General features: G+C 41.5%; 20 protein-coding genes, 1 other RNA gene and 1 pseudogene. 8 read left to right on the top strand and 14 right to left on the bottom strand.

Going from position 1 to position 24,716, the window contains the following annotated elements; all coding sequences use genetic code 11:
• Positions 1–142: 142 nt before the first annotated feature.
• A complete protein-coding gene (locus tag JMX95_RS01480) occupies positions 143–865 on the bottom strand; it encodes a Bax inhibitor-1/YccA family membrane protein (protein ID WP_045445091.1) in 723 nt (240 codons plus the stop codon).
• 299 nt (positions 866–1,164) lie between these two features.
• Between JMX95_RS01480 and JMX95_RS01475 the strand changes: the two genes are divergently transcribed.
• Both JMX95_RS01475 and JMX95_RS01470 read left to right on the top strand, forming a co-directional pair.
• Positions 1,165–2,169, top strand: coding sequence for an NAD(+) kinase (locus tag JMX95_RS01475; RefSeq protein WP_227675922.1), 1,005 nt, complete (start codon positions 1,165–1,167; stop codon positions 2,167–2,169).
• Positions 2,170–2,236: 67 nt separating this feature from the next.
• Complete coding sequence (locus JMX95_RS01470; protein ID WP_045451872.1) at positions 2,237–2,548, top strand: YeaC family protein; 312 nt, start codon at positions 2,237–2,239, stop codon at positions 2,546–2,548.
• An 86-nt stretch (positions 2,549–2,634) separates the two neighbouring features.
• On the opposite strand, the gene JMX95_RS01465 is transcribed toward JMX95_RS01470, so the two are convergent.
• The 5 genes and pseudogenes from JMX95_RS01465 to JMX95_RS01445 form a co-directional block, all read right to left on the bottom strand.
• Positions 2,635–3,009, bottom strand: coding sequence for a HopJ type III effector protein (locus JMX95_RS01465; protein ID WP_045445094.1), 375 nt, complete (start codon positions 3,007–3,009; stop codon positions 2,635–2,637).
• A gap of 123 nt (positions 3,010–3,132) precedes the next feature.
• Positions 3,133–3,300, bottom strand: a pseudogene (gene csrA, locus JMX95_RS01460) (carbon storage regulator CsrA); the annotation flags it as partial.
• A gap of 369 nt (positions 3,301–3,669) precedes the next feature.
• A complete protein-coding gene (locus JMX95_RS01455) occupies positions 3,670–4,956 on the bottom strand; it encodes an aspartate kinase (RefSeq protein WP_087814157.1) in 1,287 nt (428 codons plus the stop codon).
• Positions 4,957–5,281: 325 nt separating this feature from the next.
• The gene (gene alaS, locus JMX95_RS01450; protein WP_087814156.1) at positions 5,282–7,954 is read right to left on the bottom strand and encodes an alanine--tRNA ligase; all 2,673 of its coding nucleotides are present in this window, start codon (positions 7,952–7,954) and stop codon (positions 5,282–5,284) included.
• 164 nt (positions 7,955–8,118) lie between these two features.
• Complete coding sequence (locus tag JMX95_RS01445) at positions 8,119–9,888, bottom strand: DUF389 domain-containing protein (RefSeq protein ID WP_087814155.1); 1,770 nt, start codon at positions 9,886–9,888, stop codon at positions 8,119–8,121.
• Positions 9,889–10,179: 291 nt separating this feature from the next.
• Here JMX95_RS01445 and JMX95_RS01440 point away from each other — a divergent pair, with 291 nt between their 5' ends.
• A complete protein-coding gene (locus JMX95_RS01440; RefSeq protein WP_087814154.1) occupies positions 10,180–10,392 on the top strand; it encodes a hypothetical protein in 213 nt (70 codons plus the stop codon).
• A 115-nt stretch (positions 10,393–10,507) separates the two neighbouring features.
• On the opposite strand, the gene JMX95_RS01435 is transcribed toward JMX95_RS01440, so the two are convergent.
• A complete protein-coding gene (locus JMX95_RS01435) occupies positions 10,508–11,947 on the bottom strand; it encodes a L,D-transpeptidase family protein (RefSeq protein WP_087814153.1) in 1,440 nt (479 codons plus the stop codon).
• A 290-nt stretch (positions 11,948–12,237) separates the two neighbouring features.
• Between JMX95_RS01435 and prmB the strand changes: the two genes are divergently transcribed.
• Together prmB and aroC are read left to right on the top strand one after the other, a co-directional pair.
• Complete coding sequence (gene prmB, locus JMX95_RS01430; RefSeq protein WP_087814152.1) at positions 12,238–13,404, top strand: 50S ribosomal protein L3 N(5)-glutamine methyltransferase; 1,167 nt, start codon at positions 12,238–12,240, stop codon at positions 13,402–13,404.
• A 104-nt stretch (positions 13,405–13,508) separates the two neighbouring features.
• Positions 13,509–14,612 (top strand): chorismate synthase, encoded by a 1,104-nt coding sequence (gene aroC / locus JMX95_RS01425; protein WP_087814151.1) that lies wholly within the window; start codon positions 13,509–13,511, stop codon positions 14,610–14,612.
• Positions 14,613–14,765: 153 nt separating this feature from the next.
• On the opposite strand, the gene JMX95_RS01420 is transcribed toward aroC, so the two are convergent.
• From JMX95_RS01420 to JMX95_RS01410, 3 genes are all read right to left on the bottom strand, one after another.
• Positions 14,766–14,966 (bottom strand): hypothetical protein, encoded by a 201-nt coding sequence (locus tag JMX95_RS01420; protein ID WP_055124390.1) that lies wholly within the window; start codon positions 14,964–14,966, stop codon positions 14,766–14,768.
• 166 nt (positions 14,967–15,132) lie between these two features.
• Positions 15,133–16,950 carry a two-component system sensor histidine kinase CreC gene (gene creC, locus JMX95_RS01415; RefSeq protein WP_201559838.1) on the bottom strand — a complete coding sequence of 606 codons (1,818 nt, stop codon included), beginning with the start codon at positions 16,948–16,950 and terminating at the stop codon, positions 15,133–15,135.
• 69 nt (positions 16,951–17,019) lie between these two features.
• The gene (locus JMX95_RS01410; protein WP_055124388.1) at positions 17,020–17,814 is read right to left on the bottom strand and encodes a response regulator; all 795 of its coding nucleotides are present in this window, start codon (positions 17,812–17,814) and stop codon (positions 17,020–17,022) included.
• A 361-nt stretch (positions 17,815–18,175) separates the two neighbouring features.
• Between JMX95_RS01410 and JMX95_RS01405 the strand changes: the two genes are divergently transcribed.
• Both JMX95_RS01405 and ssrA read left to right on the top strand, forming a co-directional pair.
• Complete coding sequence (locus tag JMX95_RS01405) at positions 18,176–18,847, top strand: alpha/beta hydrolase (RefSeq protein ID WP_201553616.1); 672 nt, start codon at positions 18,176–18,178, stop codon at positions 18,845–18,847.
• Between the two features lie 90 nt (positions 18,848–18,937).
• Positions 18,938–19,315: a transfer-messenger RNA gene (ssrA, locus tag JMX95_RS01400) on the top strand.
• 78 nt (positions 19,316–19,393) lie between these two features.
• Here ssrA and JMX95_RS01395 read toward each other — a convergent pair.
• On the bottom strand, positions 19,394–20,380 hold the full coding sequence (locus JMX95_RS01395; protein WP_201553626.1) for a GerMN domain-containing protein: 987 nt from the start codon (positions 20,378–20,380) through the stop codon (positions 19,394–19,396).
• Positions 20,381–20,752: 372 nt separating this feature from the next.
• Between JMX95_RS01395 and JMX95_RS01390 the strand changes: the two genes are divergently transcribed.
• Positions 20,753–21,142: a hypothetical protein gene (locus JMX95_RS01390; RefSeq protein ID WP_201559837.1), complete on the top strand. Its 390-nt coding sequence runs from the start codon at positions 20,753–20,755 to the stop codon at positions 21,140–21,142.
• A 325-nt stretch (positions 21,143–21,467) separates the two neighbouring features.
• Here JMX95_RS01390 and JMX95_RS01385 read toward each other — a convergent pair whose 3' ends face one another.
• The 3 genes from JMX95_RS01385 to JMX95_RS13805 are packed head-to-tail and all read right to left on the bottom strand — an operon-like array spanning position 21,468 to position 24,666.
• Entirely contained in the window at positions 21,468–22,889 is a 1,422-nt protein-coding gene (locus JMX95_RS01385; protein ID WP_201553628.1) for a GW dipeptide domain-containing protein, read from the bottom strand.
• Positions 22,890–22,923: 34 nt separating this feature from the next.
• A complete protein-coding gene (locus tag JMX95_RS01380) occupies positions 22,924–24,162 on the bottom strand; it encodes an SH3 domain-containing protein (RefSeq protein ID WP_201553629.1) in 1,239 nt (412 codons plus the stop codon).
• The gene (locus JMX95_RS13805; protein ID WP_227675921.1) at positions 24,163–24,666 is read right to left on the bottom strand and encodes a DUF5675 family protein; all 504 of its coding nucleotides are present in this window, start codon (positions 24,664–24,666) and stop codon (positions 24,163–24,165) included.
• Positions 24,667–24,716 lie beyond the last annotated feature (50 nt).

Here is a 24,716-nt window from a genome sequence, read left to right as displayed (position 1 = left end):
GACTCATCTTCCTTGCTGCTCACATTTTTCCAAACAGTATGTCTATTATAAGTATTTAACTTTACCCATAAAAAAACCGCCTTTAACTATATGAATAGCTAAGGCGGTTTTTTACCAAACTACAAGTAGATTTAGAGAGCAGTTAGTCTTGTAAGTAGCTAAGCAAACGCATAAATTCAATGTACATCCATACGAGCGTGGCAAGAATACCAATACTAAATAACCATTCGTAATCTTCAGAGACACCCATTGCCACACCGCGATCGATATTATCGAAGTCTAATAACAGCGTGAAAGAAGCGATGATAATCACAAATAAGCTAAAGCCGATAGCGATAGCACCACCTTCAAATAAGAACGGTAAGCTTGAACCAAACGCTAAAGAAAGTACCCATTGCGCCACATAAACCAGCATAATTGCAATCAATGCTGAAGTCACAATTGAGCGGAACTTTTCAGTCACCTTGACCAGACCTGAGCGATATAGCCCTAGCATAACGGCTGCCGTCACAAAAGTGGCACACATAGCGGTCACTGGTACACTCGGATACATCCGCATAAAGAACAGCGAGATGCCGCCTAAAAATATGCCTTCTAACAGTGCATAAGGCACCGCAAAGGTTTTGGCCTTATGAGGTTTAAAAGTGATAAAAAGCGCGAGACCAAAAGCAGCAAACATACTGCCGAAGGCAGCCATCGTGATAAAGCCTTGCGACAAACCTGCCATAAGGGCATAAAAGAAAAAGCCCACACCAGTGATCGCAGATAATCCAAGTAATAGACTGGTCTTTTGAATCACGCCCTTGACCGTCATTGGCTTACCGCCGATCGCAAGTTCTGCGCGACTGACAATAGGATTGGCCATAAAGTTGTCCTTAATAAAATATAAATAATAATGATGCTAGCTACTTTAGCAAAACCGCCATTATTGTCAACTGTGTTTACGTGACAGCCATCAAGGCTTCACGACCTTATAGAGCTATTATTAGTTGATGTATTTTGGCGTATTGCCTAGCTAAACAAACACGTTTAAGAGTAACGTGCGATGGCTTTTATATGGGGTTGATTACGACAGTTAACAACGATAATTCATAAACATGCTAGTCTAAACGCTCGTTTATCGCTATCATTGGCGAGTAATTTACCGTTATGCCGAGTCGTTTTATGGAAAACTCAGCGCAATCCGCAAGATTGCCGCACTTACATGAATCAGAGCTGTTCCACGCTATCAAAAACCCTGCTTTTAGGCGTATTGGGCTTATGGGCCGCGCTGGTAAACGTAGTGTCACTCAAAGTTTGGTACAAATTGCCCAGACTATCAATGAGATGAATCTCACATTAATTATGGATGTGCAAACGGCGAACTTGCCCACTTTGAACCTTACTGAGATTGAAAAGGTCAAAATCGTTAAGCGTAGTTTGATTGGTGAGATTTGTGATTTGGTCATCGTTGTTGGCGGTGATGGCTCGATATTGCACGCGGCTGAAGCGTTGGCACGCTACCGTGTGCCTGTACTTGGCGTCAACCGTGGTCGGCTTGGTTTTTTGGCGGATGTAAAACCTGATGAAGCGGCGTTTAAATTGCGCCAAGTCCTGATGGGTGATTATCAGTTGGATCATCGTTTTCTATTAACGATGGAGATACGAGAAGGGCGTACTATCATTCATGAAGACATGGCGCTCAATGATATCGTATTGCATGCGGGAAAATCGGTTCATATGATTGATTTTCAGATGAAAATCGATGGTCAAGATGTCTATCGTCAGCATAGTGATGGTTTGATTGCAGCAACGCCTACCGGTTCAACGGCCTATGCACTCTCTGGCGGCGGTCCCATTATTCATCCGAGTATGGATGCTATCTGTTTGGTGCCCATGCATCCCCATACGCTGTCTAGCAGACCGATTGTGGTGAGCGGTAATAGCGAAGTATGCATTCGCATTCATGAAGACAATCGCACTCAGCCGATGGTCAGTGCCGACGGCAAGCCAAGCGTGCCACTTGAGCAGGAGCAACGGCTCTATATTCGTAAGCATCCAGATAAGCTTACTTTATTGCACCCGCCAGGGTTTGATTTTTATGAAGCTTGTCGCACTAAATTGCACTGGAACGTCCATGCTGAGGAATTCAGTCTTGACGTGGATGATGATATTATGGACGACGAATAAGTGTCTCTTTTATATAAAAACGTTATAAAAAATATGTTATAAAAAATAGTAGTGGAGAATAGGCAGGATGGATAAGCAAACGATATTAGCAAGTTTAACGCCAGAAGTGGTGGATAAATTCCGCATGGCGATTGAGTTGGGTAAGTGGCCTGATGGTCGCAAGCTGACCGCTGAGCAGCGCGAGACCTGTATGCAAGCGGTGATGGTGTGGGAGCACGAGCATCTACCACCTGCTGAGCGCACAGGCTATATTCATAAGCCAGTCAAAGACGATGGCTCTATTGTCGGGGCAGAATGTGATGTCGAGCACGAGCATCATTATCCAAACATGCCTAATCCGAAAGGCGCAGTCCAACCCGTCAAGTTTCGTGATAAATAGGCTGGTGGCTAAGTTTTATGATAAAAAATGAAGCACATAAAAAAGGCCACGCTAATCAGCGTGGCCTTCTCTTATTTAATAACTTTTTAAAGCGCCGTCGTATCAACACTAGGGCGAACCGTTAATGGATTTTTTTGCATCAAAAACCCTTGCCAGCCCCAATGTAAAAAATTGCGGATATTGGCATGGTCAGTACCGTTAGGAGTTGCTTGAACTTTGGCATAATGCTCGCCAAACAGTTTTAGCGTGTCCAATTGATTCAGACCATGGTGCTTGGCAAAGCCAAAAATTTTCGCACTACCTTCATTTTCACCAGCTGCATTGTGTACCATACCGTTCACAAACGGGGCAGGTGCGTAGCGATAAAAATCATCAATAAAACTGATGACATCATTGAATCCAATGGCTTTTTTATCCAAACCATTAAGTAGAGCCGATACATCTGATTGGCGGATACTCATAAATAAATGACCTCAGAGCAGATTAAAAAAGTGAAAGTATGTAACTTAGCGATTGAAATAGTCTTCGTCATCAAATGAAGGCGCAAAATTGCCTTGCTCAAGATGTTGCATTTGCGACTGTACAGAACGCTCATGCTGAATACGTTGGTAAATCTCTTCGCGGTGTACGGCAATATCTTTCGGTGCATTTACACCGATACGTACTTGATTGCCTTTGACACCTAGGACAGTCACACTGACCTCATCACCAATCATTAGCGTTTCGCCCACGCGGCGTGTCAAAATTAACATGCGTCACACTCCTTATGTCGCATCAACAAATTATTACTCATCAGATTACTTCTCAATTGCAGGACATTACCGCAGCACTAGAAAGACAATGTATCAATGACAACCACAATGCTTACTATTGTGCCAATAGCGGTAATGATAGGTAGATTCATTTAGCCCAAATGAAAGCCCCATTATAGGGGGCATAACAGAGACTGTCACGGATTTTCACAAAACTATTGGGTAAATAGTTACCCTAGCAATAATAAAAAATAAAAATAGGATCTAAAAAGACCCTATTTAATTTAATACATTGTTGAAAGTAATTGATACTGACTTAATGCATAACTGTTGATGCTAAATCGATTATTTTAAGCGTTTTAAAATAAATTATAGCCCAGCGATTTTACTTTCGCCATCTTCACGATCCAGACCAAATGCGGTATGTAGTGATTTAACAGCTTTTTCTAAATACTGTTCTTGGATAAGGACAGACACTTTGATTTCGCTGGTTGATATCATTTGAATATTGATATTGTTTTCAGCAAGGGTTTGGAACATGAGGCTCGCAACACCAGCATGAGAGCGCATGCCGACGCCGACTAAAGAGACTTTAACGACTTCATCATTAGCCAATATCTCTTTAGCACCGATCTCATCTTTGACTTCATTTTCCAGTACTTTCATGGTTTTGTCCATGTCAGTACGGTTGACAGTGAAAGTAAAGTCGGTGGTGCCGTTAGTAGAGAGGTTTTGCACTATCATATCAATTTCAATATTGGCACGACCAATCGGGCTTAGGATAGCGGAGGCAATACCAGGATGATCAGGTACACCGCGCACGACTATTTTTGCTTCGTCTCGATTAAAAGCGATACCTGAGATAATTGCCTGTTCCATATTGTCTCCTTCGTCTATCGTAATTAAGGTGCCGACATTGTCTTGAAATTCTTGGTCGAAGCTACCATCGTTGTTTTCATCAAAGCTAGATAATACGCGCAGTGGTACACCATATTTACCGGCGAATTCTACCGAACGAATCTGTAAAATCTTAGAGCCAAGACTTGCCATCTCTAGCATTTCTTCAAAGGTAATTTTTTCAAGTTTTTTGGCTTTTGAGGTCACACGAGGGTCAGTGGTATAAACGCCATCAACATCGGTATAAATCTGACATTCATCAGCACCCAAGGCAGCAGCAATAGCGACACCTGTGGTATCAGAGCCACCGCGCCCTAATGTGGTCGCGTTGCCTTCGTCATCAATACCTTGAAAGCCTGCGACGATGACGACATTGCCTGCATCGAGTTGCGCGCGGATATTTTTGTCATCGATGCTTTCGATACGGGCTTTATTGTGGGCATTGTCCGTTTTAATCGCGACTTGACGACCAGTAAATGAACGAGCGCCTACACCAAGCTCTTTAATCGCCATAGCAAGTAATGAAATCGATACTTGCTCACCGGTTGAGACCATTTGGTCGTATTCACGGGGGTCAGGCTGAGTGCTAATTTGGCGTGCTAGATCAATCAAACGGTTGGTTTCGCCGCTCATGGCAGAGACGACAACAACTATTTGATGACCGTTGTCATGCCAGCGTTTGACTCGTTTGGCGACGTTTTTGATGCGGTCGATACTGCCCATCGAGGTGCCGCCGTATTTCTGTACTATTAACGCCATAAAAATCTACCTATTATTCATTAATGGCCTTTTATTATCATCAATGAGAGCCAGTATGCGGATGTGACGCTCAATCAATGCTTGTATAGATAAAGCCGTATTATAAGAATTGCGCCCATGCTTTTCGTTTATGTATTCAGTAGTGCTGACTAGGTAATGCACGCACGATGCATATAAACGTTGACCTTTATATCATATCTACGTCACAACGTTAAGTGCCCGTAGCGCTTAGATACATGGCGATTGGTTATAACCGTTATAACCAATCGCGTATTTTATGCGTAGTAGACCCAAGTGATGCGCTGTATTCATGTTTTTTTCAGGACTAGCTAAGCTGAGTTTCAATCCAAGCAGGTAGGGCGTTGATAACCGCGGTACAGTTGCCAGACTTTGGCGCGCCGCCTTGTGCGTAATCTGGCTTACCACCACCTTTACCGCCCAGCTCACTTGCCAAATGACGAATGATATCACCAGCTTTTACTTTAGCGGTGACTGATTTTGCCACGCTTGCAGCTAGGGCTAACTGTTCGTCTTTATCACCAATCAATACAATCACGCTATCAGGAAGTTTAGACTTAATATCGTCCATCAGGGTACGGATAGATTTGCCGTCGATACCGCTTAAGGTACTGATAAGCACGGGCATGCCTGCGATGGTCTGTACTTCATCGAGTAAATTGGCTGCTTGGGCGCTGGCGATTTTTTGCTCTAAACGCTCTAGTTGTTTCTCAAGTTCGCGCTGCTTATCCGCCATGGTACGCACGCGCTGTGCCACTTCAGGACGTTTTACTTTTAGCTGACTGGCAAGCTCGCTCAGCTGTTGTTCACTTTGCTGAATATTTTTAATTGCATTCATGCCAGTGACCGCTTCAATACGGCGGATGCCAGCAGCAATACCTGATTCGCTGGTAATTTTTAGCACACCAATATCACCAGTACGTTTAACGTGCAAACCACCGCACAACTCAATAGAGAAGGGCTTGCGCTGACCATCGACAATACTGTCAGTGCCCATGGTTAAGACGCGAACGTCACTGCCATATTTTTCACCAAATAATGCCATTGCACCTTGTTTCATCGCTTCGTCGATAGACATATTCTCGATGCGAGCAGGGGTGTTGGCTTGAATTTGCTCATTGACTAAGCGTTCGATACGCGTAATTTCGGCAGTGCTGACGGGCTTGTCATAGGAGAAATCGAAACGTAAGACTTCGCTTGATACTAGCGAGCCTTTTTGCGTGACCGCGTCGCCCAATACTTCTCTTAATGCCGCATGCAATAGATGCGTGGCAGAGTGGTTTTTGGCACTGGCTGCGCGAATACTCGACAAGACTTGCGCATCGGCGGTTTGTTTGGTGTTAATGTCGCCCATGGTCACAACACCATAATGGATGATGGCTTGCCCAGATTTTTTGGTATCTTGCACTTCAAAAACGCCAGTTGCAGTGCGGATTTCGCCAAGCTCACCAACTTGACCACCACCTTCAGCATAAAATGGGGTGCGATCCAATACGACGACGCCTTCCATGCCCTCAGCTAAGCTATCGGCTGGATTGCCATCTTGATACAGCGCATCAATCGTGACGCCTTCTTCTGCAAGCTGCTCATAACCGATAAAGGTCGTTGGGTTTTCTACTTGAATGACACTGCTATAATCAACGTCAAATTTGCCAGCATCACGAGCACGCTCACGTTGCGCTTGCATATGCTCATCAAATTCAGCTTCATCAATCACAATACCGCGCTCACGAGTGATATCCGCAGTCAAATCGATCGGGAAACCATAAGTATCGTACAGTTTAAATGCGGCTTCCCCAGATAGCGTGTCGCCATCTTTTAGACCTTCCAGTTCGCTGGCAAGTAGACGCAAGCCTTGTGCCAAAGTTTTGGCAAACTGTGCTTCTTCTTTTTGAATGGCATTTTCAATGACGCTTTGCTTATCTTTTAACTCAGGATACGCCGTACCCATTTCAGCAACCAAGGGCTCGACCATTTTATAGAAAAACTCACTGTCAGCACCAAGTTTATTGCCATGACGTACCGCACGACGAATGATACGGCGCAGTACATAACCACGACCTTCGTTGCTTGGAGTAACGCCATCAGCAATCAAAAATGAAACGGCGCGAATATGGTCAGCGATGACTTTTAATGACGATTGTTGCTGGTTTTCAATCTCTAAAATCTCAGCCGCCGCATCCATCAAATGTACAAATAAATCTATCTCGTAGTTGCCATGGACGCCTTGCATGATGGCGCTGATACGCTCAAGTCCCATGCCAGTATCTACGCTTGGCGCTGGTAGCGGTAGCATAGTGCCATCTTTTTGACGATTAAACTGCATAAAGACGCAGTTCCAAATCTCGATATAACGGTCGCCATCTTCTTCAGGTGTGCCCGGTAGACCGCCTTCGATATCAGCACCATGGTCATAAAAGACTTCGGTACAAGGACCACAAGGGCCGGTGTCACCCATCGTCCAAAAGTTGTCTGAGGCGTAAGGCGCGCCTTTATTATCGCCAATACGAATAATGCGCTCGCTTGGGATGCCGATGTCTTTATGCCAAATATCAAAGGCTTCGTCGTCAGTCTCATAAATGGTCACATACAAGCGATTTTTATCGATTGCTAGCCATTCATCTGAGGTCAAAAACTCCCAAATATAGCAAATACCAGCTTGCTTAAAGTAGTCACCAAAAGAGAAATTACCGAGCATTTCAAAAAACGTATGATGACGTGCCGTGTAGCCAACATTGTCCAAATCGTTGTGCTTGCCGCCAGCACGTACGCACTTTTGCGACGTCACCGCACGGGTATAATCACGTGGCTCCATACCCAAAAACGTTTCTTTAAATTGATTCATGCCGGCATTGGTAAATAGCAATGTCGGGTCATTGTGTGGAATCAAACTCGATGAGGCGACGGGGGTGTGCTGCTTGCTTATGAAAAAATCGATAAAAGCTTGACGAATATCGGCTGAGCGAAATGGCTGGCTCACAGCGGCTCCTTACTGGCGAATAGAATTGAGTAAAATAATTTTGCAAACGATTTTAGCACAAACGCCCAAGCTCTTGGTACAAGAGTTACAACGGCTAGGTTATTCTACGCATGTAGATGCTCGATGGATTTGTAGCGCATCTTAAAGCCAGTTGGTCAAAAAAGCTAATTGGTCAAAATCGCCGCATCAGTCTTATCCAGTTTATCTTGTATCAATGGATTAGACTCAATGACTTGTACTGGCAAGTAGCGTAGCTGTAGCTTAATGGGTAAATACTCAGGGAAATTCTCTGCCATATCTTGAGCAATGACGGTTTCGATTTGCCGTACATCGTATGAGGTAGGCGTCGTCTCTCCGCGAATGACCGCACGTACGACTTTATTTTCTTCTGAAGTATCAAACTGAGTATTGGTCAGCACGTTGCCTTTGTCGATAAAGTAGCTATTGATGGCTTCTTTGACGCTACTCTCAAAAACCTGTTGTTTGGCATTGGTCTGTAGGTTGATGGTCAAATATGTCCCTAAGCCACCTAACAATAATAACGTCACCGCATTACGCCGTAAAAAGGTCAAATAGGTGCTGGATTTATAATCGTCATCGACCAAACGGCGAAAGCCTAATAACCAAAGTACTAAAGCATTGGTAAACTGGATAGCAATAATATTGGTTAGCGCCAGTAGCAGTGCCCCAAGTCCAAGCTGCGTCTCGCCATTGGCAAATAAGATACCACTCGCGGCAAGAGGTGGCACCAATGCAGTGGCTACCGCCACGCCGACCACTGCCACTGATAGGTGCGGTGAAACCATCGCATAAGCACCAGCAGTACCCCCTGCCAGCGCAATCATTAAATCCATCGAGGTTGGCTGAGTGCGCGATAATATCTCTGCGGTCAGTGGCTGATCTTTGTGTAACCAGCCGACGATAAAACCAACCAATACCACTAAGGACACACCAACGATAACCGTAATCAGTGATTTACGTAGCAATGGCATACGATGATCAATAATCGCTAACGCTATGCCAGTAATGGGACCTAACATCATGGCAACCAACATGGCGCCAATGACGACGGCAGCTGAATTGGTCACTAACCCATAACTGGCGATGATGGCAGAAAGTATATTCATAATGAAATATATTTTGCTAGGCAGAGCGTTGGCCTCGATTCTGACCCGTACTTCTGGATAGTCTACCTTTTGATTGCTGAATTGCTCGGCAACAAATTGCTTATAAGACTCCAATTTAGCTTCTTTTTTTTCTTTAATCTCGTCTTCTAGTTCTTCCTGATTATCAACTTTATCTTTCACAGTATTTTTTACGATAGTGTCATTATTTTTAGGCGTGTCTGGCTGTTTATCAATTGAGGACGGTTTTGCGTTGTTACTATTTGCTTTGCTTTCTTGCTGAGGGTTATCAGAGATAGGATAAGTGCTCTGTGCATCAGCGGGGGCACTATCCTCTGCCTCTACCGTTACCTCAGCATCTTCTTGAGAATTTTGCTCGTAAGCGTTATCTTCTTCTGCTTGAGCATGTTCTGCTGATACATTTTTTAGATTTTTATGATTGGGCGCTGTTGTCGATTTTAACGATTCATTGGATAGTGGTGTCTCAAGCCCAGTGATTTCAAGTTTAGTTGTTTCAGACTCATTGTTGGGCTGAGCGGTTTCTAACGTTGCCACTACCTCGTCAGCACCAATGGACTTTATCGCTATCGTTGTTTCAGGCGGCTGTGCACAAGCCATATCCTCGCCACAGTCATTGTCATCATGAGTCTCTGAGCTTTTTGAAGACTCAGTATGTTCAACAGTGCTATCTAGTACAGAGCTATCATCTGCGTCAGTTAGCACCACTTTTTTGTCTGAATAATTGGCCGTGCTTGAGGCATCTTTTATAACTGAAGAATCATTAGAGGGTTTGTTTTCAGGTGAGGTCATGGCAAATAGCTTTCTTAAAAAGTAAAAGAAAGACATTATTGTAATGATAAAAAGAGGACAACGTATGGGTTTTTTACCACTAAATAGAGCGCAGTGTCATTAAGTAGTAATACTTAAAATAGTAAAATTATGCATCACTAACTTATAACAATAAAAACCTTAACTTTAACAGGGTTTTTTATGCTTAGTCACCTACTATAGCTGGCTCGCAGGTTTATAGGAAATACTTACTTTCTTTGTGGGTTTAGTGTATAAAGGTACTATATCCACAATAAAAATGAGGAATAAGTTATGAACTGGCCATTATTCTCTGTTATCTATTCAATCGCAGCAACCGTTACCATTGGCGTTTTTATGATTGGCGCTTTAGTCACAGGTTTTAATGAAATACCTCATATCCAAATAGCAGTAGCATTGGGCGTTTTGGTGTCCATCCCTGCAGGCATGTTTTTTACCAAAAAAGTCGGTAGCATTACTGGTAATGAAGAAGGCTATAAAGCATAAAAATGAATAATGTTGTCAATTTAAATCAATAAATCCGATTATCAGCCATAAAAAAAGACCTTGATAGTAAGGTCTTTTTTTATTCATCATTTATGACTTATTAATTAAGCTCAATTTATTTAAGCTCAACAGTCGCGCCATTTTCGATATTGGCGTAAACCTCTAACACATCCCAGTTGGTCAAACGCACACAACCTGCAGAGGCTTGGCGACTGATGCCTTCAGGCTTTGGTGAACCATGAATACCATATGAAGGTTTAGATAAGCCCATCCATACGACGCCAACAGGGCTATTTGGTCCTGGTGGTAGCATATGTATTTGTTTGTCTGCGCCTTTACCAACGGTTGCTTTGTACCAAGGCATTTTCACCTTGTTAATGATTTTAAACGAACCTTGTGGCGATGGTGTGGCATCGCTACCGATTGTCGTTGGGTAAGTAGCCACCAGCTTATCGCCGTTATAAGCATATAATGTCTTATCGGCTTTATTGGCAACCACACGGTTAATGCGCTGCTTAAGTGGTGTACGGGTATTTAAAACAGTGATGGTTTCGCCCGCTTTATACTGCTTATTTTTATTCAGCTTATCTAAATAACGCACATCCATATGGAAGCGCTCACCAAACATCTCTTTAATGTCTTGATAGTATAAGCCTTTCATTTTGGACTTGGCTTCTGAACCTGCAGGTGTGCTAGCAAAGTTGGTCTTAATATCATCTTCAGTGATGGTGTAAGTCACGAGTACCGGTTTATTCGCTGGGATATTTTTATTTAACGCATCCCACGTTTTTTGATCCATTTTACCTGTGGCTGGCAGACCTTTCATGGTTTGAAAGTTGATCAGCGCTTTTTTACTGTTCATGCCCCAGCCGCCATCGATAGCGCCAGGAGAAGCATGGTTCCAATCAAGCAGTGCCTGCATTTTGATTGTCATTGCCGAGTTAACTTTCATATTCGGTGTCCATGTGGCACCGTTTACTTGTTTGGCATAATTCGACAAATTCAGCGTGGTATGTTTTTTACCATTAACATCTTCGATGCTTTTGATAGAAGTATCTGCTGGGCTAGTATCAGATATGGCTGCGGTAGGGGCAGCGACGGCTTGACCTTCACTAATATCGTCAGTGCTATCAGACTGCACATCCTTACGAGCCAGTTCTTCTACCGTCATGTTATCAGCACTGACTGCTTGTTGCGCTGTCTCTACATCGACTTCCTGCTTTTCGTCAATCAGCTGAGTCATACGGTCAGGCATATTAGGCTTTAAAGCAGGCGTGGCTACGACAGGAGCACGACCATCGATTGAGCTACTGCGATTCTCTTGTACATTAAGGCTGACTTTTTTGGCAATGCTAGGCATTGAGTCAGCGGTTCGTACTGGTAAGGTGCGCGTATTATCATCAGGTGCGGCAACGGCGCTGACACTGGCAGTAACGACAGCAATTGATATAGCGGTAATAAGAGGCTTCATTTTCATCATATTGGGATACTTATGGTTATAACTAATGGGGCTATTATGCGCATAATTTGAATGCTTCGCAAACTTTTGACACATCTTTTTTCATTAAAGTCTTGCCAAACGTCAACCGTTGACGTATTCACTACAGTTGGGCAATAACTGAGCGAGGGTATGCATAAGATGATGCGCTATTCTTACTTACAATCCTCATTATTCACATTGTTTTTAGAGCCATTTTTATGAATATAAAACTGCAAAAATTGGCGCAACTTAGCGTTTATGTCTATAATGGTGAATAAATTTTTATTTAATAGATCGGCTTTTAATAAAAGGCGTTTTAACCCATCCGCATGTAGTCAGTGAACATGTAATCAGCAAGGTGCGATATGTCAGAAGACCAAACAATGAGCGCAGAAGAATTTCAAAATCAATACTTCAATGACGATGGTCTAGAGAGTGAAATGGTGTTTGATTTAGAGAGTGGGATTCTGGGTGAAGACGATCAATTTGCCAATTTGCCTGCAGAATTAGAAGAGGCCCGCGAGCAATTGGTCAGTATTCGTGATTTTATTCGCTTTTCGGTCACCCAGCTCCGTAATTATGATGTGGTCGTTGCACAAGGCACCACCGATGAGTTTGCTGAAGCATCCGCCATTGTTTTGCATTCTCTGGCTTTAGACTGGTCAGCCAATGAGCAGATTCTCGATTGTCGCTTGACCATCTCAGAGAAGCAGTTGGTACTGAGTTTGTTAGAAGAGCGTATCGCTGAGCGTAAACCATTAAGCTATTTGATTAATTTATCATACTTCTGTGATTTGCCTTTTTATGTCGATGAGCGTGTACTAATTCCAAGATCGCCTATCGCAGAATTGATTCGTCAGCAGTTCCATCCATATTTTGATGTCAATGAGCTTGCCAAGCCACTTGGTAAGAGCGTCAACGAGCAGGCTGCTGTATTTTATGATCACGGTTTAGAGGTCAAGCAACTGTCGCAGCCTGAGCGTATTTTAGATTTATGCACTGGTTCTGGTTGTATTGCTATTGCACTTGCGACGCGTTTCGTTGATGCGCTGGTTGATGCTGTTGATATTGATAAAAGTGCGCTTGAAGTAGCCATGGTTAACGTCGATCATCATGATCTTGGGCATCAGGTTAATGTGATTGAGTCCGATCTGTTTGCTAAGATTCCTGCTGAACACCAGTATGAACTGATCGTCACCAATCCGCCGTATGTTGATGCGGCTATTATGGCAGAGCTGCCACCTGAATTTTTATATGAGCCAGAGCATGCGCTAGCCGCGGGTCAAGATGGGCTGGATTTGGTGCATCGTATTTTGTTTGAAGCGCCAGATTATCTGAGCCCTGAAGGCTTGTTAGTTTGTGAAGTAGGTGATAGTGAGTGGGCATTGAAGCAAGCCTATCCTGAAATTCAGTTTGATTGGTTGAAATTTGCCCACGGTGGTCACGGTGTCTTTGCGATTACTTATGATGAGCTCATGGCGCATCGTGAGCTGTTCAATGCTTACGTGCAACTGTTAGATAGCATTCAATAGAACTGTCAGGTAATAGAGCTATCGAGTACTAGAACTGTTGAGTAATAAAACCATCGAGATTTACGCGATACTCAAAAATTGACTTCATTTATTTAAGGATAAATATGGCAGGCAATAGCATTGGACAGGTTTTTACGGTCACCACGTGCGGCGAGTCGCATGGTGCAGGTCTTATGGCAATCGTCGATGGCGTGCCACCGGGTTTAGCCTTATCTGCAGATGATTTGCAAATCGATTTAGATCGCCGCAAACCGGGCACGTCTAAATACTCTACCCAGCGCCGCGAGTCCGATGAAGTTGAGATTATCTCTGGTGTGTTTGAGGGTAAGACGACTGGTACGTCTATTGGCCTGCTGATTCGTAATACCAATCAAAAATCCAAAGACTATGGCGAGATTAAAGACACGTTTCGCCCCGGTCATGCCGACTATACCTATAGCATGAAATATGGCTTTCGTGATTATCGTGGTGGTGGGCGCTCCTCAGCGCGCGAGACAGCGATGCGCGTGGCGGCAGGTGCTATCGCTAAGAAATATCTACAAGAGCGCTTAGGTGTGCAAGTCCGTGGTCACGTCACCCAAATTGGCAATGAGTACAGTAATGTCCTAAACCCAAGCCAAATTGATTGGGACTTTGTGAATAGCAATCCGTTTTTTTGCGCCGATGCCGATGCTGTCAGTCGTTTTGAGACCTTGATAGACAGTTTGCGCCGTGAAGGCACTAGCTGCGGTGCCCGTCTTGAGATTATCGCTAGCGGTGTGCCAGTCGGACTTGGCGAGCCAGTATTTGATCGTTTAGATGCGGATATTGCCCATGCGATGATGAGCATCAATGCTGTTAAAGGCGTTGAGGTCGGCGACGGCATGGCAGTGGCAGGGCAGTTCGGTCATAGCTCTCGTGATGAGCTGACGCCAGACGGTTTTACTGCAAATCATGCTGGTGGTATTTTGGGTGGCATCTCGTCAGGGCAAGACATCCGTGTCAGTATTGCGCTTAAGCCAACCTCTAGTATTACGACGGCTGGCAAGAGTATCAATACACAAGGCGAGTCGGTTGATATGCTGACCAAAGGTCGTCATGATCCTTGTGTTGGTGTACGTGCCACGCCTATCGCAGAAGCCATGCTAGCTATTGTCTTGCTCGATCACTATTTGCGCCATCGCGGCCAAAATGCAGATGTTAAGCCGCCGGTTGAATCGATTACTTAAATTGTTTGCCGTAAAATTATAAACCCTCTATCATATCTAACTAGTGTTTCTAACTAGATATGATAGAGGGTTTTTTTTTGACTGATTTTTTATAAATAATTAACAAGTCAGCAACTTAGTTGATAAGATTTAATCAGTAAATTGAATGAATTTTTAAGCCGCTACTTGATAGTGGTCAATAGCCACACATTGCTGGTGGCGAAATACCAATAGCAGTTGTTGACTGGGAATGGCTAACCAATGCCCAAAAGCGATACTATCAATCCCTTCACCTGACAGCGCTTGTAGGCAAAAATGACGACTACCGCCTAAGCAGTTTTTTATAATTTGATTTTGTTCAATAGCGTCTTTCATGGTCTTTCTATCCTTAATATGGGTTACGAATTTGAATAACGCTATCGTAAAACAAGCAGATAGAAAACCTGTGTAGGAATGATGGAAAATTCATGAACTGGCATTATTGCTAATCGAAAATAATTTAATGAATTTGAGTAACTGTCTATCTATCTTATCTAAGCCTCTATTCTTTAGTCAAAGGCAAGGTAATACTAACCATCACGCCTGAATATTGCTTAATAGCAGCGTTTTTTTCATTACTATTGTGACTACTGTCATCGCTATTTTCTTGAATATTAGTAATGGCAACATGACCGCCATGATGCTCAATAACTTGCTTCACAAGGGTTAAACCAAGGCCAGTGCCTTTTTTGAGGGTATTACTTGTGACATTGGGCTGCTGTGCTTGTTTGATTTCTAACTTGGAAGATTTATCTGGTGCATGCTCTGAGGCTTTTTCAGCAGCTTGGCTCTGATGCGATAAGCTAAAATAACGGTCAAACGCTTTATCAACGGCATACTCAGGGAGCAATTTACCATTATTAAAGATATCAATAGTCACAGTTTGCGCTGAACCATGTTGCGCGATGTTGTGCAGATAAATAACGACTGTGCTATCGGCAAAATGAATGGCATTGTCCAATACATTTTGCAGCACTTGTACCAACCAAAACTGGTCAGCGAAAACGCTGGTATTTGCCAAGGCATTTGGTGATAAAGTCGCTGTTTCAGTCACCCATTTATCATTAAGATAGATGTCGATAGGCGCTAGGTGCTGCTGTTGCAATTTAGCGCTATTGTTTTTTGCAAGGGTTTGCAACAACGGTAGTAGAGGGGTCAGCTGGCGATTCAGCTTAAAAGTCGGTTGCTCAACTTTGGCAAGTAATAGCAGCCGATCAATCAATTGCTGCATTTTGATACTTTGTTCACCAATGGACTGGATGAGCATCTGTTGATCTTCTTTATCAAGCCCGTCGTCTTCTAGCAACTCACTACTGGCACGAATGGCGGTTAACGGACTTTTGAGCTCATGGGTCAGGGTATGAACATAGTCAGTAACATAGGCGCGATTTTCCAATCGATGTTTCATAGACTCAATGGTATCCGTTAGGCTATTAAGTTCATGACCTAAGTAAAAATAGGGCTTTTTGGTGTCTTCTGCCAGTGCACTGGTATATTGGGTCACCAAACTGATGCTTTGCTTGAGCCACCATGCGACCAGTCCTGCTAATATAAGGGCAGCAATACTCATGAGCAGTGCTGTGATAAGCATGCGATTGCGCGTATCGTCCAAATAAGGCAACACGCTAGCGACAGGTTTGCCAACGCTGATGATACCAATCAAGTTGCCAGTTTCATCCTTTATCGGCTGTGCCACATACATCACCGTACCATCTCGCTGATTATGATCTAGCGTTGTACTTCTCGCGCCATATTGACCATTTAACGTTAGATAGACATCATTCCAGCGGCTGTAATCTTGTCCTTCATCATTGTCAGGTTCGGGTAGTGAGTCGTATATGACAACGCCTTTATCATCGGTGACATATATCCGAAAGCTGCTAGGGCTTTTATTTTTATATTCTGGATCTGTTGTTTTACTTATCGTGGGCGTGCCGATAAATGCCGCATCGAGTTTCGTTTGATACTGCTCATCGTATAGCTGTCCTGAAGATAGCGGCATCTGCAAACTTGCTGCCAGCAATTTGCTGGTATCTAACAACGTATCTTCGATCACTTGCTGCGCCGTCGGTTTGACATAACCAAACAGCTGAGTAAATGCGACCACACCGCAGATAATCAGCACTAACGCCAACGCGAGCCAAATCCTAAAAAATATACTTAAATTCAGCAGTCGTTTTGGTTTAGTCGTTTGCTGCGCGGTGCCGATAGGATGCAGTTTTGCATACCAATTGCTTTGGCTGGCATGCGCGCTGTTATCAGCCTTATTAATATGAGTATTAGGATGGCTGTTAGCACTATCGTTGGTTTTATGATTCATATTTTTAGGTGTATTATTTGACGTTATAGAAGGTCGGTTTTAATCAAAATATGGCTATGGGTAGTGCAGCTAGGCGGGACACAAGGCGTAACCCAAGCCGCGATGGGTATGGATAACATCAATGCTGGCATCGACGGTCGCTAGTTGCTTACGAATGGACTTGATATGACTGTCTATAGTTCTCGCCAAGCGATGATCAGGGTAATCGCTCACCGCGCTCAGCAGTTGCTCACGGCTAAAGACTTGATTGGGCGCTTTTAACAGGGTCAATAAGATTTTGCGTTCGGTGTTACTCAGCTCAAGCTTCTGCTCTTGCCACATTAACGAATAATTAAGTGGTTGGTAGTGCCAGATGCCAGACTGACATTCAAACGTTAAGGCTTGCCCCGACATATTGCTAGAAGAATTGTCATTAACGGTATTATCTGCTGCTGTTGTATGATTAGTAGACTGCTGGGACAATAATTGCTCACGTCGCCAAATGGCTTTTAGGCGAGCAACCAACTCGCGCGGGCTAAATGGCTTGGCACAATAGTCATCGCCGCCCATTTCCAAACCCAAAATACGATCGACCTCATCGCTACGAGCCGTCAAGAAGATGATAGGAATGTCCTTTAAGCCAGCAATATCAGGGGTGTGGCGTATTTGTTGACAGAGACTGAGACCATCACCATCTGGCAGCCCAACATCCAAAATAATTGCCGATAGATCTTGCGCTTCAGCACTATTATGTAAATTGCGCAGAAAAGGCAACACGCTACTGGCGTTATCAAGCCAAGTGATTTGCCAGCCTTCACGCTTGCAAGTGACTTTCAGTGACATCGCGATAGCAGGATCGTCTTCTACCAATAAAATATGGGTCATAAGCTCTATATCGCTATATAAAGAAAAACTGTTTAAGATAAAGGGGTTATTAATATCTAATGAGATAGGAACATTGAAAAATGAGTGTAGGGCATCATACAGTAGCTAGAGTCAGTAGCTATGTTAATAAATTTATCGTAGCACAAAAGTCGCACTCGCTTTTGCTATCAGGCCTTAAAAGATGTGAAAAGTTGATGGAAATTGGCATTATTAGCGAAGACTTTTTTGACTGGCGGTTTTGATGAAAGGCTGTAAAATAATCAGTATTATTATAAAAAATATTGAAATATAGTGCGAATATCAGTTTTACTAAAAATAAGTTTGATGTACCTACCATTTTTATTTAAAGGAATTTAAAAATATGAGTGACTATTTAGATGCGGTCATCGTTGAGCATAATCCAACGCAAAAAAAGATAGATAGAGCCGTTATTTGGCTACATGGTTTGGGCGCGAGTGGTCATGATTTTGAGCCAGTGGTACCACAGCTAGGTTTAGCGGATAATATGGCAGTGCGTTTTATTTTCCCGCATGCACCAAAGCGCCCAGTGACGGTGAATGGTGGTATGGTAATGCCAGCATGGTACGACATCTTAGAGATGAGCCTAGAGCGTAAAGTCGATGTCGCTCAGATTGAAGAGTCTGCGCAGCAAATCCGTGATTTGATCAGCCGTGAGATAGAGGGTGGCGTTAAGCCTGAACACATTGTGATCGCAGGATTTTCGCAAGGTGGGGCAGTGGCATATCATGTGGCACTTGGCTACCCGCAGCGTTTAGCTGGCTTGATGACACTCTCTACTTATCTAGCGACTAATGATAATATTAGCTATAGCGCTGCTAATAAAGATATGCCAATATTGATTGAGCATGGTACGCATGATCCAGTTGTTCCTGTAATTTTGGGCGAGCAGGCGCAGCAGTTATTATCCGCTAAAGGCTATAATGTTGCTTATCATACTTATCCGATGGCACATCAAGTTTGCATGCCGCAGATTCAAAATATTGGTAAGTGGTTCAATAAAGTACTGGCTTAGAGCGCGCAGCTGTAACGTAACGTAATGTAATATAGATATTATATATGTTGAAAGTCGACCTATAAGTCCTATATAATTGATGACCTTATTGGGGATGTTCTGGCTTCGACGCTGGTAATGAAACTCAATGATGCATGTCGAGAGTATATGTCCTCTCGTTAATCAAACATATATTGTTATAGTCGCAAACGACGAAAATTACGCTCTAGCAGCTTAAACCCTGTTTACATGGTTTAAACCTGTTTACTTAGTTGCTGATCACCTACAGTTGGTCAACTAAGTTGAAGCGTCCGCATGTAGGCTCGCCACAAGTGATTGTCTCAATCGCTTGGGTTCAAAAGTAGAGAATCGTCCAATCCATCCTGACTGTCGGATCGGTGCGGATTAAATCTAAAGACAGAAACTAAACATGTAGATTCATGAGCGTAATGCTGGCGGACGCGGGTTCAACTCCCGCCATCTCCACCAAATATTAAAAATCCGATCACTTAATGTGGTCGGATTTTTTTTTGGTTTAATTTTAAATGTAGATAGTTGAAATAAAAGTTAAAAGGGACAATCAACTGATTCTTCATTAGCAAAAAAAGTTATTTCGTAATTATAAGTATTATTGACGCAAATCTGTGCATCATTAACAGCATCAAATTGCTCGGCTGTTAAAGTGATAGCCATTGTAAAATCGATCACTTGCTGTGGCGATCTCAAATCTTTAGTTAAGTCATTAGCAGTAAAATGAATCTTAGCGATGTGGTTCTCAATTTTCACTGTAAAATTTTCATTGCCGAAATTACTAGACTCAAACCCTAGCTTTTTCTCCTCTGGTGTTAGACCGTTTAAGTATTCTTGAATCGCATTCTTAAGTGGCGATTCTTTATTCACAAATCTAATGACATAGTCTGAGTCATCTAGATTTGGGTTTTCAAAATAAACTTTCACAGCTAATTTGTCTTTAATTGACTGCTTGCTAATTTTATTAAGATAGCTTTTATAGTTTTTGGTATATATAAATGATATCTTAGTCATCATCGCATCAGCTAATTTAGGATTATCTCTTATAGTTGACTCTGTAGCAAAACCCCATAAAAATGGCTTAGAACAACTATCTTTATTACAGATTAAGTTGATAACTTCATTTCCATTTGATAGTTGGACTCTAGAATTTGGAAAAATATTAGCCTCATAACTCTTGTTTTTATAATACATATTTGTAGTTGTAAAAAAATTATATTCAGTCGGAGATAATTCATGGACTTCTATAAGCGAAGGGTAAATTTCATATTCTTGGATTTTTATCTCTTCCTTAAATTTCTCAGAGTTTTTCCAGTAGGTACATACAGTATTATCTAGATTAAACTGTGCGCATTTTAATTGAGGTTCGGATGTTTTTGATGATTGCATTTTTGGTTTATCTAAAAAAATATCTTCTTTATTAGTCTGAGGTAGCACTGATTGATTTTTATTCTCCGCATTACTGCAACCTGCTAATGTAATAGATAATATTGTCAGTAAAATCCTATAAATATTTTTTTTCATTTCTCATCCCTCAGGAAATCTTGGATCAAGTATAAGCTTACTATTATGATAAGGTGTGGGTTTGTTTCCAGAAGGAGGATTTGGTAAGTATTTTTTCATTAAAGCCACCAGTAAGTAATGGTGATCTTAGAGCAAATCAAGGCGCTAGGATTTTTCGATCATTACGTTTTCTTTAATACTTTAACACGTAAGCTATACAGTCAAAACGCCTTTATTAATACCCTATAAAATATAGGCTATAAAGGAGAAGTATTTTATTCAACTTTAAGGACTTTTTAACGTTTGATGAAGTAGGAGGAAGCAAGCTTGCCTAATGATTTAGACATCGTGTATTGTAGGTACATTTGAATAAAACTGAGAGTAAACAATACAATGAAAGCATTAAACCAATTATTTACATTTCTATCAGGTGTAATAACTTTGACTGTTTTTACTTTTGGAGTAGCAAATGCCCATAATGAATATGCCATGGCTGCAGCCAAACAACCTAGTGTAGAAGCATACACAAAAGCACACGCAGCAGAAAAAGTAGCTAGGGCAGAAGCCATTGCGAAAGCAGACGTAGCCATTGCAAAAGCGAACGCAGCCATTGCAAAAGTAGAATCTGCTAGGGCAGCAGAAAAAGCAGTTAGGGCAGAAGAGAAAATAGCTAGGGCTAAAGCATACGCAGCTTGGGCAGAGTCCAATGCAGAAGCAGCTAGGGTAAAACCAGAAAAGAGGATTGAGCGACTATCCACAGTTAAGCACTACAACCTACCATAAGTAATTGTAAGATAATAAAGTCCACAGCGTAGCAATGACCTATCAATACAAGGGCCAGAAAGGCGTGCCACTATGACATCGAACTATTAAAGATCAAATGCAATTATGAGCGCCCGAGCATGGGCAATGGTGGCTTTACGCCAATACAGAAACTAAACCATACAGCTTAATTCTATTTGATAAGTGTCTTATGGTTGGGATGATTACCTCTCCACCAAATATTAAAAATCCGATCGCTTAATGCAGTCGGATTTTTTTGGTTTTTTTATTAGCTTTTCTAGCTACTATCATCGGTAAAGCTTGTAATGAATGTCTTTGCCTCGAGTTAGTTTGGTATAGGCGTCAAATCACGCTTATCGATCCAACCAAATTTAGTACCATTTTTATAAGATACTTGTACCCAGTCTTCATTTTGATCAATAGCTTCAATAGTATCTTTTTGGATATAGTAATTTGGTGGTGATCTAGATTCAAAGGTGTCAGACAATATTTCTGCCTTATCTGACGTGACGACGTACTTGGTGGGTGGTGGGGTACAGGGCTTAGTATCATCAGCAGGCGGCATACTATTAGTATATTCTTTTATGTGTTTTTGATTATTATCAATACAATAATAATATTCTCCACTAGGCATAGACCCTCCCATCGTAGTGGTTGAAACATACCAATCTTTATTTTTAAAGGTAAAATAGTAATTAATGTTTGGTTGACCTTTACTTGAAAAATATGTGCCAAGAATAAAACCATTATAGTTCGGTCGAGGTAATATATCGTATAAAAAGTAACCTCCATCGCTGGCATAATTTGACGTACTCAAGCTCAATTTGTATTTACCACCTTTGTCTCCAATAAGAACATAAAGTTCGTCACCTTGATATAGATTAGCATTATCATTGATACGACTAATCACTAAATCATCTATGCCATCTGCAGTAACATCAAGAGTAAATATTTTAAACTGATTTTTTGTCAAATCCTTTTCGATTTCCTGCAGAGATAGTGGCCCATTAAATATGAATTCTTCAATGGTACCATCTATATTCCATGATTTAGAAATACCAAATCTTTTACCATTCTTATATTTACTGTCAGAGTGATAGATATTAGGATATAACGTGAATTTTGAATAACAGCGACCATTTTTGACACCATGGTCATAAGTGCATTCACCTGTTAGGTCACCTTGCTCATTCCATTTCTTAGATATACCATGCAAAACCCCATCTTTGTAAGTATCTTCACTCTTTTTTTGTCCATTTTCAAAATACTCAATCCAAGTCCCTGTTGGCAAATTATTTTTATAATAGGATTGTATTTTTTTACTACCAGACTCAAACAATACGGTTCTTATTCCTTCCCTTGGATAATAATTATTGGGATGGGCTACGTCCTCGTTATCGGTATAATCAAGCTTTCCCTCTGTCAATATATACGGATCTGTAAACTTATCTCCCAAGATAAAGAAATCCTGCACTAAATAACGATTATTAGATAATTTCTTAATGAGAACTCGATAATAATGCGCGTCTGACTTAGAGGATTGTTCAAGACCGGATAAATCATGAGCTTCCATATACAGAACGATATTTCTCTTAGCGTTAATGTCGCTGTTAACGTTAGCCACTTTAGCCGTGGTTATCGTTCCTTCATTGCTTGGTTGATGTTCTGAAGAAGTTGATTGTGCATTACAAGCAACGATAGAGATTGGGGCTATTAGCAAAAGAAGTGTTTTCAGCGTATTTTTCATTTAATTTGCTCTTACTAGAAATTCAAAAAAATTGCTACAACCACTCACAATCATCATTGTAAGATGAAAACAAATATCCATTATCTTTGCAATTAAACGTTTGGTTCATCTCATTCGATTCAGAGTTAAAAAAGCTTATTATATTTTTAATCACCTTAAAATCATCTGACTGAATGTCATAGGAAAAGCTCACAAACCTTTTACCATACTTGTTATCGTAGCAAGACATATATTCAATAGTAAACTTACCTGAGCTTGTACTGATATCTTCCAAACCGTCCATCATGCAGCCATTGATTGGATCCTTGAACATTAACGTGTTTTGTTGCCACAAATGACTTTTCCCGTTGACCGTTCGATATACGGAAATTTCAAGATCAAAGTTTCTATCGTCTTGTTCTTTAGGCTTTGCAACGCTTATGACATCGCTATCACCGTCCATATCTAAGTCAGCTTCTTTTTCTAAAATGACATTAGTAGGGTTATCACTAGATTGTAACTTGTCTATGGCTGAATCAACTGCATTTAAATTACTTACATGAACGTAACCAACATTGGACTTGTTATGAACAAAAAGCCAATCGCCTTCTATCCATAAAGCAGTAGCTTTACTACCATTATTAAACTTACCTACACGTTTAGAATTAGAGCTAGGTAATTCTCTAATATTAGTATTGCCATCTTTATCTGCTACGATATAGCTTGTATTAAGTATGCGAGGCGACATTGCTTGATAGAGCCCATAAAAAGTTTCAATAAATACTTCAAAAGACTGTGAGTTATTTGTCTTGAGGTAATATAGCTCGCTGGGAAATTCATCGTTCCAAATAACGTTACCAAAGTAAAATTTTGCAAAGCGTTTAAGTTCATCATTATTCAGATTGTCACTAATAATTATCAATAAGTTAGGATTATTAATGATTGTTTTTTGCATGTTGTGTTTGAACTGAGAAATTAAATCAACGTCCCATTCAATATTAGCGCCTATACTTGCAAACGAGTGAGTTAACTCACTAGTAGAGTAATCAGAAATACTATCGAAAAAATTATTAATCATGTCTATTTTTTCTTCATCACCATACTGATTGGTATCAAGAAATAGCCTAAATTCATGAGCGTCTTTAAAATGTAATGGGATATCAGATACTGACTGTTTTGGTGTAGTAATGCTACCGTCTGCATCCTTAGTCTCAGGTTTATTTGTATTACCCGTACTGTCACAGGATACTAAGGCGAGGGTAGTTACTAATAATACAGATGTAAATGCTTTCATTTAATAGCTCTCAGTTATCTTAACTCGGATTTTAGTAAGGTTAGAATTCTCGAATAGTTTATAAAAAGCAAATACAGTATTGGTGCTATTACCCACAAAGTCTTTACCCTTTGAGCTTCCTAGTAAAATACAGCCGTCGGTATCCTTTGGGTAATTTCCAATATGTATTAATATATACCTGTCAGCAGGAACATCATCATTGAAAAGAACAAAAGCTTTCCCCAAAGAACGATTTAGCTTTGTTTCATGCCATTTCACTTTATAAACTCCTGTAGGAACTCTTTTGCGCATATTCCTAGTAGTAGTATCAGGACCTGGTCTTTCTAGTACAAAGCCGTCGAAGTTATAATTTGGAATGGAAAGGGTGCCTACTGTTGATTGGGAGTTTTGACTAGTTCTATTAATAATTATCTCAACCGTAGAGCCCTCTAATGATGAAGTAGGAGGTTGTATTTTTTGACATTCATTAACTCGGAAGGTAATCCCCCCACTAAATAAGAACACTTAGAAATAGAGATTAACTGCTAAAATATATCAGCAGGAGAATCCTATGA

It is taken from the genome of Psychrobacter sp. NC44 (assembly GCF_904846655.1).
Classification (GTDB): domain Bacteria; phylum Pseudomonadota; class Gammaproteobacteria; order Pseudomonadales; family Moraxellaceae; genus Psychrobacter.
Note: the sequence above shows the minus strand (reverse complement) of the source record. Positions and strands in the feature narration are given on the sequence as shown.

Bases quoted from the DNA above. Each gene is read 5' to 3' on its own strand.
- JMX95_RS01480 (WP_045445091.1), bottom strand. From the start codon at position 865: ATGGCCAATCCTATTGTCAGTCGCGCAGAACTTGCGATCGGCGGTAAG.
- JMX95_RS01475 (WP_227675922.1), top strand. From the start codon at position 1,165: ATGGAAAACTCAGCGCAATCCGCAAGATTGCCGCACTTACATGAATCA.
- JMX95_RS01470 (WP_045451872.1), top strand. From the start codon at position 2,237: ATGGATAAGCAAACGATATTAGCAAGTTTAACGCCAGAAGTGGTGGAT.
- JMX95_RS01465 (WP_045445094.1), bottom strand. From the start codon at position 3,009: ATGAGTATCCGCCAATCAGATGTATCGGCTCTACTTAATGGTTTGGAT.
- JMX95_RS01455 (WP_087814157.1), bottom strand. From the start codon at position 4,956: ATGGCGTTAATAGTACAGAAATACGGCGGCACCTCGATGGGCAGTATC.
- JMX95_RS01445 (WP_087814155.1), bottom strand. From the start codon at position 9,888: ATGACCTCACCTGAAAACAAACCCTCTAATGATTCTTCAGTTATAAAA.
- JMX95_RS01440 (WP_087814154.1), top strand. From the start codon at position 10,180: ATGAACTGGCCATTATTCTCTGTTATCTATTCAATCGCAGCAACCGTT.
- JMX95_RS01435 (WP_087814153.1), bottom strand. From the start codon at position 11,947: ATGTGTCAAAAGTTTGCGAAGCATTCAAATTATGCGCATAATAGCCCC.
- prmB (WP_087814152.1), top strand. From the start codon at position 12,238: ATGTCAGAAGACCAAACAATGAGCGCAGAAGAATTTCAAAATCAATAC.
- aroC (WP_087814151.1), top strand. From the start codon at position 13,509: ATGGCAGGCAATAGCATTGGACAGGTTTTTACGGTCACCACGTGCGGC.
- JMX95_RS01420 (WP_055124390.1), bottom strand. From the start codon at position 14,966: ATGAAAGACGCTATTGAACAAAATCAAATTATAAAAAACTGCTTAGGC.
- creC (WP_201559838.1), bottom strand. From the start codon at position 16,950: ATGAATCATAAAACCAACGATAGTGCTAACAGCCATCCTAATACTCAT.
- JMX95_RS01410 (WP_055124388.1), bottom strand. From the start codon at position 17,814: ATGACCCATATTTTATTGGTAGAAGACGATCCTGCTATCGCGATGTCA.
- JMX95_RS01405 (WP_201553616.1), top strand. From the start codon at position 18,176: ATGAGTGACTATTTAGATGCGGTCATCGTTGAGCATAATCCAACGCAA.
- JMX95_RS01395 (WP_201553626.1), bottom strand. From the start codon at position 20,380: ATGAAAAAAAATATTTATAGGATTTTACTGACAATATTATCTATTACA.
- JMX95_RS01390 (WP_201559837.1), top strand. From the start codon at position 20,753: ATGAAAGCATTAAACCAATTATTTACATTTCTATCAGGTGTAATAACT.
- JMX95_RS01385 (WP_201553628.1), bottom strand. From the start codon at position 22,889: ATGAAAAATACGCTGAAAACACTTCTTTTGCTAATAGCCCCAATCTCT.
- JMX95_RS01380 (WP_201553629.1), bottom strand. From the start codon at position 24,162: ATGAAAGCATTTACATCTGTATTATTAGTAACTACCCTCGCCTTAGTA.